Annotated in this window: 13 protein-coding genes and 1 pseudogene; 7 read left to right on the top strand and 7 right to left on the bottom strand. The window is 59.7% G+C overall.

The genetic code is table 11. The features are described from left to right. Positions 1-21: 21 nt before the first annotated feature. The 5 genes and pseudogenes from QE432_RS00645 to QE432_RS00625 all read left to right on the top strand — a co-directional run bounded on the left by QE432_RS00645 (position 22) and on the right by QE432_RS00625 (position 7,137). Positions 22-502, top strand: a pseudogene (locus tag QE432_RS00645) (formate dehydrogenase subunit gamma). Further along, positions 499-2,055 (top strand): formate dehydrogenase beta subunit, encoded by a 1,557-nt coding sequence (locus QE432_RS00640; RefSeq protein ID WP_111801908.1) that lies wholly within the window; start codon positions 499-501, stop codon positions 2,053-2,055. Before QE432_RS00645 ends, QE432_RS00640 begins: the two are co-directional and overlap by 4 nt. Positions 2,056-2,059: 4 nt before the next feature. Continuing rightward, positions 2,060-4,942: a formate dehydrogenase subunit alpha gene (gene fdhF / locus QE432_RS00635; RefSeq protein ID WP_306622905.1), complete on the top strand. Its 2,883-nt coding sequence runs from the start codon at positions 2,060-2,062 to the stop codon at positions 4,940-4,942. 71 nt (positions 4,943-5,013) lie between these two features. Beyond that, positions 5,014-5,352 carry a formate dehydrogenase subunit delta gene (locus QE432_RS00630; protein WP_019566726.1) on the top strand — a complete coding sequence of 113 codons (339 nt, stop codon included), beginning with the start codon at positions 5,014-5,016 and terminating at the stop codon, positions 5,350-5,352. Between the two features lie 132 nt (positions 5,353-5,484). Next, positions 5,485-7,137 (top strand): OFA family MFS transporter, encoded by a 1,653-nt coding sequence (locus QE432_RS00625; RefSeq protein ID WP_111801907.1) that lies wholly within the window; start codon positions 5,485-5,487, stop codon positions 7,135-7,137. A 53-nt stretch (positions 7,138-7,190) separates the two neighbouring features. On the opposite strand, the gene QE432_RS00620 is transcribed toward QE432_RS00625, so the two are convergent. From QE432_RS00620 to QE432_RS00610, 3 genes are all read right to left on the bottom strand, one after another. Then, a complete protein-coding gene (locus tag QE432_RS00620; protein WP_306622899.1) occupies positions 7,191-7,643 on the bottom strand; it encodes a GNAT family N-acetyltransferase in 453 nt (150 codons plus the stop codon). Positions 7,644-7,813: 170 nt separating this feature from the next. Next, on the bottom strand, positions 7,814-9,172 hold the full coding sequence (locus QE432_RS00615; protein WP_111801905.1) for a sensor histidine kinase: 1,359 nt from the start codon (positions 9,170-9,172) through the stop codon (positions 7,814-7,816). Then, on the bottom strand, positions 9,169-9,831 hold the full coding sequence (locus QE432_RS00610; protein ID WP_065688589.1) for a response regulator transcription factor: 663 nt from the start codon (positions 9,829-9,831) through the stop codon (positions 9,169-9,171). Before QE432_RS00610 ends, QE432_RS00615 begins: the two co-directional genes overlap by 4 nt. Positions 9,832-9,966: 135 nt before the next feature. Here QE432_RS00610 and QE432_RS00605 point away from each other — a divergent pair, with 135 nt between their 5' ends. Next, the gene (locus QE432_RS00605) at positions 9,967-10,515 is read left to right on the top strand and encodes a hypothetical protein (protein WP_111801904.1); all 549 of its coding nucleotides are present in this window, start codon (positions 9,967-9,969) and stop codon (positions 10,513-10,515) included. 82 nt (positions 10,516-10,597) lie between these two features. On the opposite strand, the gene QE432_RS00600 is transcribed toward QE432_RS00605, so the two are convergent. From QE432_RS00600 to QE432_RS00585, 4 genes are all read right to left on the bottom strand, one after another. Continuing rightward, positions 10,598-11,104: a DUF992 domain-containing protein gene (locus tag QE432_RS00600; RefSeq protein WP_004431368.1), complete on the bottom strand. Its 507-nt coding sequence runs from the start codon at positions 11,102-11,104 to the stop codon at positions 10,598-10,600. Beyond that, the gene (locus QE432_RS00595) at positions 11,101-11,448 is read right to left on the bottom strand and encodes a BON domain-containing protein (RefSeq protein ID WP_019566731.1); all 348 of its coding nucleotides are present in this window, start codon (positions 11,446-11,448) and stop codon (positions 11,101-11,103) included. Before QE432_RS00595 ends, QE432_RS00600 begins: the two co-directional genes overlap by 4 nt. A gap of 7 nt (positions 11,449-11,455) precedes the next feature. Next, positions 11,456-11,635, bottom strand: coding sequence for a CsbD family protein (locus tag QE432_RS00590; protein WP_004431371.1), 180 nt, complete (start codon positions 11,633-11,635; stop codon positions 11,456-11,458). Between the two features lie 140 nt (positions 11,636-11,775). Beyond that, positions 11,776-13,254 carry a PAS domain S-box protein gene (locus tag QE432_RS00585; protein ID WP_004431372.1) on the bottom strand — a complete coding sequence of 493 codons (1,479 nt, stop codon included), beginning with the start codon at positions 13,252-13,254 and terminating at the stop codon, positions 11,776-11,778. Between the two features lie 176 nt (positions 13,255-13,430). Here QE432_RS00585 and QE432_RS00580 point away from each other — a divergent pair, with 176 nt between their 5' ends. Continuing rightward, on the top strand, positions 13,431-14,420 hold the full coding sequence (locus QE432_RS00580) for a Bug family tripartite tricarboxylate transporter substrate binding protein (protein WP_025594897.1): 990 nt from the start codon (positions 13,431-13,433) through the stop codon (positions 14,418-14,420). The last annotated feature ends 285 nt before the right edge of the window (positions 14,421-14,705 follow it).

The following is a 14,705-nucleotide window of genomic DNA, read 5'->3' as shown; positions in this document are numbered from 1 at the left end:
TCGGTTTGGGAGGACTGGCTCATGAATATTCGTGCTGTCGCCGCAGATGAGGCGACGCGTGTGCAGGCTATCATTGACGACTGTCTGCATATGGAAGGGCCAATGCTGCCCATCCTGCACAGGGTGCAGGAAGAATTCGGCTATGTGCCTGATAGCGTCAAACAGGTGATCGCCCTGGCCCCTCAACGTATCGCGTGCCGAAGTGCATGGTGTTGTGAGCTTCTATCCCGATTTTCGCGACCATCCCGGCGGGCGCCATGTGCTGAAGCTCTGTCGGGCCGAGGCTTGCCAGTCGATGGGCTGCGAGTCTCTTGCCGACACCATCAAGGGGAAACTTGGTCTCGACTGGCACCAGACGGCAAAGGATGGCTCGGTCACACTCGAGCCGGTCTTCTGTCTCGGGCTCTGCGCCCAGGCACCCGCGCTGATGCTGGATGGCGAGGTTCATGCCAGAGTGGATGAGCACTGTCTTGGCGACATTCTGGCGGAGGTGCGTCGATGAGCGTGACCGTTTTCGTACCTTGTGATTCCGCAGCACTCGCCGTTGGTGCCGACCGCGTTGCCGAAGCAATCCAGGGTGAGGCCGCGGCCCGCAATCTTGATATTCGCCTTGTCCGCAACGGTTCGCGCGGCCTGCTGTGGCTTGAAGTGCTGGTAGAGGTCGACACCCATCATGGCCGCGTTGCTTATGGTCCGGTCAAAGCTTCTGATGTTTCCGGGCTGTTCGATGCGGATTTTCTTGATGGCGGCGATCATGCGCTCTGTCTTGGGCTGACCGAAGAAATCCCTTTCCTGAAGAATCAGACGCGCCTGACGTTTGCGCGCTGCGGCGTGACCGATCCGCTTTCGCTGGAAGACTACCGTGCCAACCAGGGCATGAAGGGGCTGGAGAGAGCCGTTGCACTCACCCCCGCGGAGATCGTCAAACAGGTCACCGATAGCGGCCTTCGCGGACGGGGTGGCGCCGGTTTTCCGACCGGTATCAAGTGGAAAACCGTGGCGGATGCCACCGCCGATCAGAAATACATTATCTGCAATGCGGATGAGGGCGACAGCGGCACCTTTGCCGACCGCATGATCATGGAAGGCGATCCCTTTGTCCTTATCGAGGGCATGGCCATTGCCGGCCTCGCGGTTGGTGCAACGAAGGGCTACATCTACACCCGCTCCGAATATCCCCATGCCGTTAGGACGATGGAAAAAGCCATCGACATTGCTCGGCGAGAAGGGGTGATCGGCGCGTCTGTGCTGGGTTCGGGTCGCGCGTTCGATCTCGAGGTGCGTATGGGCGCCGGAGCCTATGTATGCGGTGAGGAAACCTCACTGCTCAACAGTCTCGAAGGCAAGCGCGGCACGGTGCGCGCCAAGCCGCCGCTTCCCGCCCTGCAGGGGCTGTTCGGCAAGCCGACGGTAGTCAACAATGTCATTTCTCTCGCTTCGATCCCTGTGATCATGGATCGCGGCGCGGCGTTCTACCGGGATTTCGGCATTGGTCGTTCGCACGGCACGATCCCGATCCAGCTTGCCGGAAACATAAGACATGGCGGGCTTTACGAGACCGCTTTCGGTCTGCCGCTCGGGCAATTGGTCAACGAAATCGGTGGCGGCACCATTACTGGCCGGCCGGTCAAAGCGGTTCAGGTCGGCGGCCCATTGGGCGCTTATTTCCCGGTGTCGCTGTTTGATACGCTGTTCGACTACGAAGCATTTACCGCTGCAGGCGGCCTGATCGGTCATGCCGGCATCGTCGTCTTTGACGACACCGCCGATATGCTGCGCCAGGCGCGTTTTGCCCTTGAATTCTGTGCCGTCGAAAGTTGCGGAAAGTGTACGCCATGCCGGATCGGTTCGACACGCGGTGTCGAGACGGTCGACAAGATTTCCCTTGGAATAGAAGCAGAGCGAAATACGGCGCTGCTTGAGGATCTCTGCGAAACCATGAAGTTCGGTTCGCTCTGCGCGCTAGGCGGTTTCACGCCTTATCCCGTGATGAGCGCGCTCAGGCACTTCCCGCAGGATTTTGCACCCATCCCACGTGTCGAAGCGGCGGAGTAAGACCATGGCCCTTATATCTGAAATCGACTACGGAACACCAAAATCCACCTCGACAGAGATGGTCACGCTAACGATAGACGGCCGCGAGATCACCGTGCCGGCGGGAACGTCGATCATGCGTGCTTCGAGAGAAGCGGGCATCGATGTTCCCAAACTCTGCGCCACCGATATGGTCGATGCCTTCGGTTCCTGTCGCCTCTGTCTCATCGAGGTGGAGGGCCGCAATGGCACCCCCGCCTCCTGCACCACGCCAGTGGCGGCCGGTCTTGTCGTCCACACCCAGACGGAATGCCTGAAGCAGATCCGCAAGGGCGTGATGGAGCTTTATATCTCCGACCACCCGCTAGACTGTCTCACCTGCGCCGCAAATGGCGACTGTGAATTGCAGGATATGGCCGGCGCCGTCGGCCTGCGTGACGTGCGTTACGGCTATGATGGCGACAACCATGTGAAGGCCCGTGCCGGCGATGGCGACCTCAACGCCAACTGGATGCCCAAGGACGAGAGCAACCCGTATTTCACCTACGATCCGTCAAAGTGCATCGTCTGTTCACGCTGCGTGCGCGCCTGTGAGGAAGTGCAGGGAACGTTCGCGTTGACGATCGAAGGGCGCGGCTTCGAAAGCCGCGTTTCGCCCGGCGCCCACGAGGCATTTCTTGATTCCGAATGTGTTTCCTGCGGCGCCTGCGTGCAGGCCTGTCCGACGGCGACGCTGACTGAAAAATCGGTGATCGACATCGGCCAGCCCGAACATTCGCTGGTCACCACCTGCGCTTATTGCGGTGTCGGCTGTTCGTTCAAGGCGGAAATGCGTGGCGAAGAGCTGGTTCGCATGGTGCCGTGGAAGGACGGTCAGGCAAACCGTGGCCATTCCTGCGTCAAGGGTCGCTTCGCTTATGGGTATGCCAGCCACCGCGACCGCATTCTCAACCCGATGGTCCGTGAAAAGATCAGCGACCCGTGGCGCGAAGTGACGTGGGACGAGGCGTTTGCCCATGTCGCCTCCGAATTCCAGCGAATTCAGGGCAAGTATGGCCGCGAATCCATCGGCGGCATCACCTCTTCTCGCTGCACCAATGAAGAGACCTTTCTGGTCCAGAAGCTCATCCGTGCCGGTTTCGGCAACAACAATGTAGATACCTGCGCCCGCGTCTGTCATTCGCCGACGGGGTACGGGTTGGGGCAGGCGTTCGGCACCTCTGCCGGAACGCAGAATTTCGATTCCGTCGAACATTCTGATGTTGTCCTCGTCATCGGCGCCAACCCGACGGACGGGCACCCGGTGTTCGGCTCACGCTTGAAGAAGCGGCTGCGCCGGGGCGCCAAGCTGATCGTCATCGATCCGCGCCGCATCGATCTCGTTCGCACGCCGCATGTGGAGGCGTCGTTCCATTTGCCGCTGAAGCCCGGAACGAATGTTGCGGTGCTGACAGCCCTTGCCCACGTCATCGTTACCGAAGGTTTGTTCGACGAGGCCTTCATCCGCGAGCGTTGCGACTGGTCGGAATTCGAGGACTGGGCCGCCTTCGTGGCCGAACCGCAGCATGGCCCGGAGGAAACAGAAAGCTTTACCGGCGTACCCGCCGAGGAGCTGCGCGGTGCCGCCAGGCTCTTTGCCAAGGGCGGCAATGGCGCAATCTATTACGGACTTGGCGTTACCGAACACAGCCAGGGTTCCACGACCGTCATGGCGATTGCCAATCTTGCCATGGCGACCGGCAACATTGGTCGCCCCGGTGTCGGGGTCAATCCGTTGCGCGGCCAGAACAATGTGCAGGGGTCCTGCGACATGGGGTCTTTCCCGCATGAGCTTCCCGGTTATCGTCATATATCCGACGATGCCACCCGGGAAATATTCGAAAAGCTCTGGGGTGTTACCCTCAACAACGAGCCGGGGCTGCGCATCCCCAACATGCTGGATGCAGCCGTCGATGGCAGTTTCAAGGGCATCTACATTCAGGGCGAAGACATCCTCCAGTCGGACCCGGACACCAAGCATGTTTCAGCCGGTCTTGCCGCGATGGAATGTGTTGTCGTGCACGACCTGTTCCTGAACGAGACGGCGAACTACGCGCATGTCTTCCTGCCGGGTTCCACCTTCCTCGAAAAGGACGGCACGTTCACCAATGCCGAGCGCCGCATCAATCGTGTGCGCAAGGTCATGTCGCCGAAAAACGGCTATTCGGATTGGGAGGTCACCCAGAAGCTGGCTCAGGCCATGGGGCTGAACTGGAACTATACGCACCCGTCGCAGATCATGGATGAAATCGCCGCGACGACGCCGAGCTTTGCAGGCGTTTCCTATGACTATCTGGAGAGCAGAGGCTCGGTGCAGTGGCCGTGTAACGAAAAATTCCCGGAAGGCTCGCCGATCATGCATGTGGACGGGTTCGTGCGCGGCAAGGGCAAGTTCATCCGCACCGAATATGTGGCGACGGACGAGCGTACCGGCCCGCGCTTTCCGCTGCTGCTCACCACCGGCCGCATCCTGTCGCAGTACAATGTCGGCGCGCAGACACGGCGCACCGAAAACGTCGTCTGGCATGAGGAGGATCGTCTCGAAATCCATCCGCATGATGCCGAACAGCGTGGCGTCAAGGATGGTGACTGGATCAAGCTCGCCAGCCGTTCGGGCGATACGACGCTACGGGCGCTGATCACCGATCGTGTCGCGCCGGGGGTGGTCTATACCACCTTCCACCATCCGGGCACGCAGGCAAACGTCATTACCACCGACTACTCGGACTGGGCGACGAACTGTCCGGAATACAAGGTCACCGCGGTTCAGGTCTCGCCCTCGAACGGGCCGACCGAATGGCAGGAAGGATATGACGCGCTCAGCCGCCGTTCGCGGCGGATCGCAGGCAAGCTCGAGGCGGCCGAATAATCGGGGCCGGGGCAATCCCGGCCTTTTGAAAACGTGAACGTCGTCCGTCAGGCGGCGCGGGGAAAACAGCCATGTTGCTTAATCACACCGACGAAAAACTGGTGAGAATGGCGAACCAGATCGCGACTTTTTTCCTTTCCCAGCCGGAGGATATCCGCGTTGAGGGTGTCGCCACCCACATTAACAAATTCTGGGAACCCCGTATGCGCAAACGGTTTTTCGAGATGGTTGATGCCGGTGCCGGGGAGTTTTTGCCGCTGGTGCTCGCAGCAGCGCTCAAGATCAAGAGGCCCGGGGTGCCCGCCGCCGATGCGGTCGGGCTTGGCAAGGATGCCACGGGAACGCCGGAGGGCAAGGGCGTTGCTGCGGGCGAGTCTTTGTCCGAACCGAGCATTCCCGAAACCACGTAAAGCCAGGCGGTAACACGCCGCAAACAGGTATTGCCGGATGGGGGACATCCGGCGATCTCGGTAACGCCCGGTCGATGCGGCCAATGCGGGCGTATCATGGTTGTCCAGACATTCACGAGGGAGGTAGTGTCGATGGCAGTAGCAGGCGTATCTGCGGGAGGGCCGGCGCAAGCCGGGCTTCTGGACCGCGAACGGATCATAGCAAAACCCGGCTTCAACCGCTGGCTGGTGCCGCCGGCGGCTTTGGCCATTCACTTGTGTATCGGCATGGCCTACGGCTTCAGCGTCTTCTGGCTGCCGCTGTCGAAGGCATTGCCGGCAACGGACCCCAGTTGCTCCAGCCTTACCCTTGTCGGGGCACTGTTCACCACGGAGTGCAACTGGCGTGTGGCCGATCTTGGCTGGATCTATACGCTCTTCTTCGTCTTGCTCGGATGCTCGGCGGCGATCTGGGGCGGTTGGTTGGAAAGGGTCGGGCCGCGCAAGGCCGGCTTCGTTTCCGCCTGCTGCTGGTGCGGCGGCATTCTGGTTGCAGCGCTTGGCGTGATGACGCACCAGCTCTGGCTGATGTGGGTCGGGGCAGGTGTCATCGGCGGCGTTGGTCTTGGTCTCGGTTACATCTCGCCGGTCTCGACATTGATCAAATGGTTTCCGGACCGGCGCGGCATGGCAACCGGCATGGCCATCATGGGCTTCGGCGGCGGTGCTATGATCGGCGCACCGCTTGCCAATCTGCTCATGAATACCTTCAAGACGGATACTTCAGTCGGTGTCTGGCAAACGTTCGTCGTCATGGCATTGATCTATTTCGTCTTCATGATGGCGGGTGCCTTCGGTTACCGCATTCCACCGGCGGGCTGGCGTCCGGAAGGCTGGACGGCCCCGGCGGCCAAAAGTGCCATGATCACCAATCGTCACGTTCATCTGCGTGATGCGCACAAGACGAAGCAGTTCTGGCTCATCTGGGCGGTTCTGTGCCTCAACGTGTCGGCGGGTATCGGCGTGATCGGCATGGCATCGCCAATGTTGCAGGAGATTTTCGCGGGGTCGTTGATCGGTCTGCCCGGCGTTGGCTTTGCTGACCTCAATATCGAGCAGAAAGCATCGATCGCCGCCATCGCGGCCGGGTTCACGGGCCTGCTGTCGCTGTTTAACATCGGTGGCCGCTTCTTCTGGGCTTCCATGTCCGACAAGATCGGCCGCAAGAACACTTATTTCTGCTTCTTCGTGCTTGGCATCATTCTTTATGCGCTGGCCCCGACGCTGGCAACGATGGGTTCCAAGGCGTTCTTCGTTCTTGCCCTCGGCATCATCCTGTCGATGTATGGCGGCGGCTTTGCAACCATTCCCGCCTATCTTGCCGACATCTTCGGCACGCAGTTTGTCGGCGCGATCCATGGCCGTCTGCTGACGGCATGGGCAACGGCCGGTATCGCCGGGCCTGTTGTCGTCAACTATATCCGCGAAGCACAGATTGCGGCCGGTGTCGCGCCGGGTCCCGCACTCTATACCAGCACCATGTACATCCTGGCGGGGATGCTCGCGATCGGCCTCATCGCCAACGCGTTTGTCCGGCCGTTGCCGGAGAAATGGTTCATGTCGGATGCGGAGGTTGCGACACTTCAGGCCAAGACTGCAGCCGCCAATGCAGGGCCCACCGGTTCCTTCGGTATCGGCAGGGGTGGCTTGGACGCCAAGGCCGCACTCGCCTGGGCAGCCGTCGGAATACCACTTCTCTGGGGCGTGTGGGTCACGGTCAAAAGCAGCCTTGTGCTGTTTGGCTGATTGCAACAAACATCAGGTGGTCCGGGCAGCCCTGCGGCTGCCCGGATTTGTTTTCAGGCCTTGAGTGACAGGCGGGCATTCTCGAAGGGCAGGCCGTCATCGTCAGTCGACCTGCGCGAGACTTCGAGGAAGCCGAGCGAACGGTAAAACCGCATCGCTTGCTCATTGGCGGTATAGACCTCAAGCGACAATTCACCCTTGAGATCAAGCGCGTGGGCGATGAGCCTGCGCCCGATACCCTTGCCCTGTTGTGCCGGTGCGACGAACAGGCCTCCGATGAAACTGTCGAGCAGGCTGATGAATCCGACAGGGTCACAGGCCTGCGCCGCGACGAAAGTCTCCGATAACGGCAGATAGGTATCTTCGATCAGTCTTTGCTGCTCGCGCAAACGCTGCGTGCCGATAAAGGGATGTACCAGCAGCGAGGCATCAAGCCAGATGCGTGACAGGATTTGCGTATCCGCTGCCGCGTCAAACGGCCGGATGTCGATAGATTTGATATTCATGGAAATTCCGCAGAATTAGACATGCCAAAGGGTCAGCTCCGTTTTCAGAGCCGGCTGAAACCGCGATGGGCGGTCAGATTTTCAACCTCTGCGCATAAATCTCCCTGCTTCGAAACCTGTATTTAACGCTGCTGCGCAGCAGGGTCAACAAAGGGAAAGGCGGGCTTTCCTCAAGATCCTGCCTGCAGGGTCAGCGAACAGGTAAGCCCGCCATTTTCGGCGCGCTCCAGCCTGATGCTGCCGCCATGAAGCTCGACAAGTTCCTTGACGATGGTAAGACCGAAGCCGTCACCCGGTACGGTCTCGTCCATGCGTCTGCCCGGCTGGAAAGCCTCCGAAATACGGTTGTCCTCGATGCCCTGTCCATCGTCCGAGATCACGATCCAGACGTCGCGCCCGGTCTTTTTCACGGAAATACGAACCGCGCTTTTTGCCCATTTGAATGCGTTGTCGATGATATTGCCAACGATCTCGTCCAGATCCTCAGGGGTGACCTGCAATAGCAACTCGGGGTCCACATCGACTGTAGCGACAATCCCCCGGTCGGCATGAATACGCGACATGATATCAACGATATCGTCTATCCTCGGTTTGAGGGCGGTCACCGTGGCCGTGCCGCCTGCCGCGGTCTTGCGGGCTCTAGCCAGATGGTGGCGGATGCGCTGGTCGATCCTGTCCACCAGCGCACGCATTTCGCGGTCCGGGTCGTTGGTTTCGTTGAGCGCAAGGTAGAGGCTTGTCACGGGAGTTTTCAGACCATGGGCGAGATTTGCAAAGTGCAGACGTGTTTCCGCAAGCCTCTCGCTATTCTGCTCCACGAGACGGTTGATTTCGCCCGAGGCGGGACGCAGTTCCTCGACATCCGCCTCCGGCAACCTGTCGAGTGTGCCTGCCGAAATCGAGGAAATATCGGCGGTGAGTTGCCGCAGTGGTCGCAGACCATATCTGACCTGCAGGAAAATACCGCCGACGAGGCTCGCGCCCAAGAGGGTCATGGCAGGTATCAACCACAGAAGCGCGCTGCGGGCGGGTGCAACCAGCGCGAATTGCGGCGCAGTGGCAGTGATTTCGACGAGGCGCTGTCCAACCATGGTTTGAATGGATCTGAGATAGAGCTTCTCGCCGTGAAAATCGGCATTCGCGCCGGGACGAGGGCCGTGGCCCATCATTTTGCGCCATTCGAACGGGGAGGGCGGGTTGGTTATGGTTTGCCCCGCGAGCGACCGAGAGACGATAGCTACACCCTCGCCGGTGATCTGCCAGTACCAGCCGGAGCCGCGCCTGTCGAATGGCGGGCCGTCCAGCGCGGCGTTGAGTGTCACGCCGCCGCTTGCGCTGCCGGAGAGCGCGCTCCGCAATCCCTCTATCTGCGTGTCGAGCCGTTGGTCGATCTGTTCACGCACCACGGCGGCAACGATGAGATAGAGTATGATGGAGGCGACGATCACGGTCGCGGTGACGAAAACCACGGAAAAAACCGTGAGGCGGCGCGAGATCGACGAACCCGGAATGGCCGAAAACTCCCTCATGGCTCTGCCTTCAGCATGTAACCGCGCCCGCGAACGGTCTCTATATGCCCGGCACCGATCTTGCGTCGCAGGCGGGCAATGATCACTTCGATGGAATTGGAATCCACTTCCGCATCGCCCTCATAGACCCGTTCGATAAGTTCGCGGCGGTCGACCACCACTTCCTTGCGCAGGATGAGGCAGGAGAGGACCCGCCACTCCAGCGCGGTCAGCTTCAACGGCAAGCCGTCCTGTTCGAAGGTTCCGAGCTGCGCATCGAAGATGAGCGAACCGCAGGTGATGGCGGAGGCGGCGTGGCCGGTGGCACGGCGAACGAGTGCACGCAGCCGCAGCACCAGTTCTTCTACCTTGAACGGCTTGGTGAGAAAATCGTCTGCTCCCGCCTTGAAACTCGCCACCTTGTCCGGCCATCCGTCACGCGCGGTCAAAACGAGCACGGGCAGGTTCCGCTGCGCCGACCGCCATGATTTCAGAACCGATACGCCATCGATTTTCGGTAATCCCAGATCGAGAACGGCCACGTCGTAAAGTTCGGTAAGCCCGGCATGTTCGGCATCCTCGCCATTCTGCGCGATGTCGACGACAAAATTTTCCGCCCGCAGGCTGGTTGCGATGCGCCGGGAAAGATCGGTATCGTCTTCAACGAGAAGTATGCGCATGGTCCTGCCGTTTCGGTTTCGTGGGCGGTGTTTTAACTAGGCCCGGAAGGCTTAACTCAACCTGAACCACAAGGTTCAGGCTGCTGGTGGTGCCAGGCAGGTAAAAAGGCCCTGTCAATCAAACAGGAGACCACCATGTCCCACTCTGAAGAGAATAACGAAATCGCAGCACCGAAGGCCACTTCTGACACTCCCGTGCCGCCGCACCGGAAACATCGCCGTAAAACCGTAGCTTTCGCCTTTGCGGCCGTTGCCATGCTGGCCGTTGGGGCAGCTGCCGGAGCAGGTGCGGTGAAGCTGACGCGGCCGACGCCCGAGATGGCGCCGATGACGCCCGTTGCCATTTCCACCGTCAAGGAAGGAAATCTCGTGACACTGAAAGGCAAGGTCGCCGAGATTTTCGGCAACAAGTTCATCGTTCAGGATGATAGCGGCCGCGCACTCATCGATACCGGCCCCGAGGGCGATAATGGCAAGGTCGTGACTTTCGATGAAGCGGTCAGCGTTCAGGGCCGTTTCGACAGGGGTGTCCTGCGGGCAAGCTATGTCGTCCGTCAGGATGGCAGTATCGAGGCACTAGGACCGGCAGGCCGTCCGCCGCATCATGGTCCTAAAGAAGATATGATGCGCGGGCCAAAAGGCGACGGCCCGATGGGTGAGATCATGCCTCACCCCAAACCCTGATATCGGGGCCTGATCTGCGCCAGACGGCGCGGGCTCGAAGACGATAACCGTCCCGAGCCCGCGCCGCCGGTTTTTTTAAGGTTTAGCCCGCACGCTTCAACTGCAGACGCGAGACACCCGCAGCGATGTTAACGCCGGTGCCGACTTCGGCGCTGAGCGGCTGAAGCGCGAAGTTCTTGGCATTGCCGCCGATCAGTGCATTGGCGCCCAAGCCCACGCCGACCGATGCGGCAGCGGAGGCACCAACATAGTTGCCGCTCAACGCACCGTCACCCACGCGGCTGGCTGCGGTGTTCAGCACGATCCAGCTCATATAGGTCTTGCCGGTTACGCCGATGTCGAGACCGAGCTTGCCGATCGTGCCGGTATAACGCTCGGTCTTGCCGGAGCGCTGGCGAAACTCGCAGGCCACGCTCTTGCTGGAGCCGACCACAAGGCCGACGCCGCCGGCAATTTCGCACGACAGGGTGCCGACGCGTTCCTTCTGCGCGGTTTCCATGGGGCGCTTTGCATTGTGCTTCGTTTCGGCTGAAGCAATCGGGGCAAGGGCCAGGGTTGCAATCGCGGTTGCGAGAACGAATGTCTTCATTGTTTTTCACTCCTGTTGTTATTCGCTAGATGGATGCGCCGGGACGGCGTCTCCAGATAGGTGCAAGGCCGCTGCCGTATCGCCAGGTCGGCGATGATGGGCCGCGACGCGAAACATTCTGCGATGATGACCGCATGTTCGAAGGCAGAGAGTGTTTCCACCTCTCCGGAGAGCACGATACGGCCCTCCACGGAGGTGACGGAAATCGAGCTTTTTTCCTGCCCGTCCGCATAGGCGATCACGGCTTGCAACGCGGCGCACAGGCTGATCTCCTGGGGATCGCAGCTTGACACCTGGTTTGCATCGCACGAGAGCATCATCGTGAAACCTCCTGCCTTGAACATAGGTGGTTCACTTGAGAACTTTGTTGACGGCGTCCTTTGCCTGTCCGAGCTTCTCCTGCGCCTGGCCAGCCAGTTTCTCGGCCTTGCCTTCTGCCTGAAGCTTGTCGTTGCCGGTGATCTTGCCAGCTGCTTCCTTGATTGTGCCCTTGGCTTGACGGGCGATACCTTCGATACGGTTATTGTCCATGACGAACTCCTTCCATCGTTAGAGGGTGCCGCTGTTGGTAACGGCATGATGGTAAGGTAGTTCGGGAAAATCACAGTTTGCAGAGCAATAGCTACTAGTTGAACTGGTACAAACTGACCTATTTTCGCGTTCGGCTGCGGTTATTTTTCCCTATGGCCGGTAAAACCGCGCTCACGTGCCCAGATCACGGCGGCGGTACGGCGGTTGACGCCGATCTTGCCGTAGAGTGAGGCGATATGGTTGCGGATCGTATGCTTGGACAGGTTCAGCCTGTCGCTCATTTCCTTGTCGCTGCATCCATCGCAGATCAGTGACAGGATTTGCTCCTCGCGCTCGGTGAGATCCTTGAGGGAGGCTGAAGACGTTGTGCCGCGGGAGTTCTGACGCAGCCCCGCCAGCCGCTCGACAACCGTCCGGCTGAACCAGGATGTATCGGTCATGACGCTTTCGATCGCTTCAATCAGTTCGTTCTCGGTTCTACGCCGCTCAGTCACGTCCTGTATCGCCCAGATGACACAGAGCTGATCGTTGATCTCGGCGCGTTCGGCGGAAACGATGCATTCGGCCAAACCGCCACCGGAAAGATTCATGCGCATGTTCTCATCGCGGATGGGGATGTTGTCCTTCAGCCGCTTTTCGAGATCGCGGCGCGCGCCCGCGTCCTCCCACAGCCGCAATTCGCTGGCCGTCTTGCCCACGACTTCGGCCTCGTTGCGTCCGCACAGCACCAGAAACGCGTCATTGACTTCCATCAGCACGAAGTCGTCCAGCCTCGAAATCGCTGCCGGGACAGGCGACAGGCGAAAGGACTTGAAGAAGCGCTCCTCGCTCTGTCGCAGGGCGTTCTGGGCTTTGCGGCGGCCGTCCAGATCGGCGAAGGTGAACAGCATGCAGGGTTCTTCGGCAACGGCGATCGTTTCGCCGGCCACGATAACCAGCCTGTCGCCGCCGGGGATGGGAATGAGCGCCTCGCGCTGACGGATGAGCCGGCCATCCTCCAGCTTTTTCAGGGCGTCCTCGCCTGTATCGCACTCGGAAAACAGTCCGAGTTCCTCGACACTGATGCCGATGATCTCTTCACGGCTGAACCCGGTCATCTCAAGGAAGCCCTGATTGACGCGGATGAAACGCTTGTCCTCCAGCCGGCATATCAGCCCCGGCGCCGGATTGGCATTGAAGGCGCTCTCGAAGCGCGCCTCCGCCTCAAAACGCGGCGTTTCGTCCCGGATGATCAAGACCAGAACATCCGGTTTTGCGCCAGCATCTTCAAGAACGAGCCCGCGCACCGTGTGGACCCAGCATTCCGCTTCATCGCCGCTTGGCGATATCTCTACCGTCACATCTTCGAAGGTCTCGCCCGCCAGAAGCCGTTCAAGCGGATATTGCCCCTCGTCGAGCAGGTGGTTGTTGCGGTATCGAAGCGTGAAATTTCGCCGATAGGCAGCGGCGTCCTCCCCAAGCTCAGGCATCGCTTCTATACGGTGCATCTGAAGGGCGGCCTTGTTGGCCCAGGCTATCGTTCCGTCGTTTTCGAGCAGGATCAACCCGTCGCTGAGGCCAGCTATGAGGTTTTGCAACACGAGCCGGTTGATCTTGGGAATGTTTACGCTGTCGTCCATGTTGCCCCCGGTATTCCACTGCTTTGTGCCCGCTATAACGCGCGGTTCCGCCAAGCGTTGCAGGGCAGGCGCGGCGCGTGGCCTTCCAGCATGGTTTGCGATGCCGGTTGCTTGCTCTCAAGTCCATTTGAGCTACTATGCGCTGATGGCGGGGAGGCCATTCTACAGGAGGGTTCATGAATTACCGGTCTTTGAAACGGCGTATGGTGTTGAAACTTGCGGCTACAGCTGCTTCTTTTTGCATGATGGGACTGACGGCGAGCGCGCAGGGTTTTCCTGATCGAACGATTACGCTGGTCGTTCCCTTCGCGGCAGGTGGCTCAACCGACGTGGTTGCGCGCGTCATCGCACAGAAAATGGGTGATGAGCTTGGTCACCAGATCGTCGTTGAAAATGTTGCCGGTGCAGGCGGTAATCTCGGTGCCGACCGTGTCGCACGTGCAGAGCCTGACGGTTACACGATCCTGATGGGCACCGTTGCTACCCATGCCTTGAACCCGCTCATTCTCAAGACAAAGCCTTACGATCCGCAAAAGGATTTTGCCCCGGTCTCGCTTCTGGTCGTGGTTCCCAATGTGCTTGTTGTCAATCCGAAGCTGAACGTCAACAGCGTCGCGGAATTGATCGCGCTTCTGAAAGCCGAACCCGACAAATATGCCTATGCCTCCTCCGGCAATGGCACGCCGCTGCATCTATCAGGGGAATTGTTCAAGAGCATGACCGGCGTGAGCATGCAGCACGTTCCCTATAAAGGTGCCGGCCCCGCGCTCAACGATCTTCTCGGCAACCAGATTTCGATCATGTTCGACAATCTGCCGTCGTCGTCCGGCCACATCAAATCCGGCACATTGCGGGCGCTTGGCGTAACGACCGCCGAGCGGGCGTCATCATTCCCGGATCTGCCGACCATTGCCGAAACCGTACCCGGTTATGAAACCTACACGTGGAACGCGCTGTTTGCGCCTGCCGGCACGCCGGCCGATGTGGTGGACACACTGAATGCGGCGGCCAAGAAAGCGCTTGCCGATCCGGGTGTGGCGGCCCGCATGGCCGAATTCAGCGCCAAGATTGTCGGCTCTTCGCCCGATGAGCTGAAAAGCCACGTTGCAGCCGAAATCGCCAAGTGGGAGCCGGTCGTCAAGAACGCAAACGTCCAGATGGATTGACCAGATATGTTCTCGCCGCGCACCGGAGCCTGGGTGCGGCGGGAAGCGCCACCACGCAAAAACCGTGGCCGAAGCTTTCATTGGCATCGGCCACGTTCGTTACCGTCACACCAGCTGATGTGTCGTTTTCGCATCACTTGCCATAAGGTTGCAATTACCCGGTTGGCAACGGCGAACAGCTCAGGTACAAATTTCTCACCGCGTCAGATCGAACATAGGGAGGCGTTGCATGACATCATCATTCATCAAGTTCCTCCCGCGTGGAATGAACCGACACTAGGTCAT

Origin of the sequence: Agrobacterium sp. SORGH_AS_0745, assembly GCF_030818995.1 — a bacterium.
GTDB classification, from domain to species: Bacteria; Pseudomonadota; Alphaproteobacteria; order Rhizobiales; family Rhizobiaceae; genus Agrobacterium; species Agrobacterium tumefaciens.
Note: the sequence above shows the minus strand (reverse complement) of the source record. Positions and strands in the feature narration are given on the sequence as shown.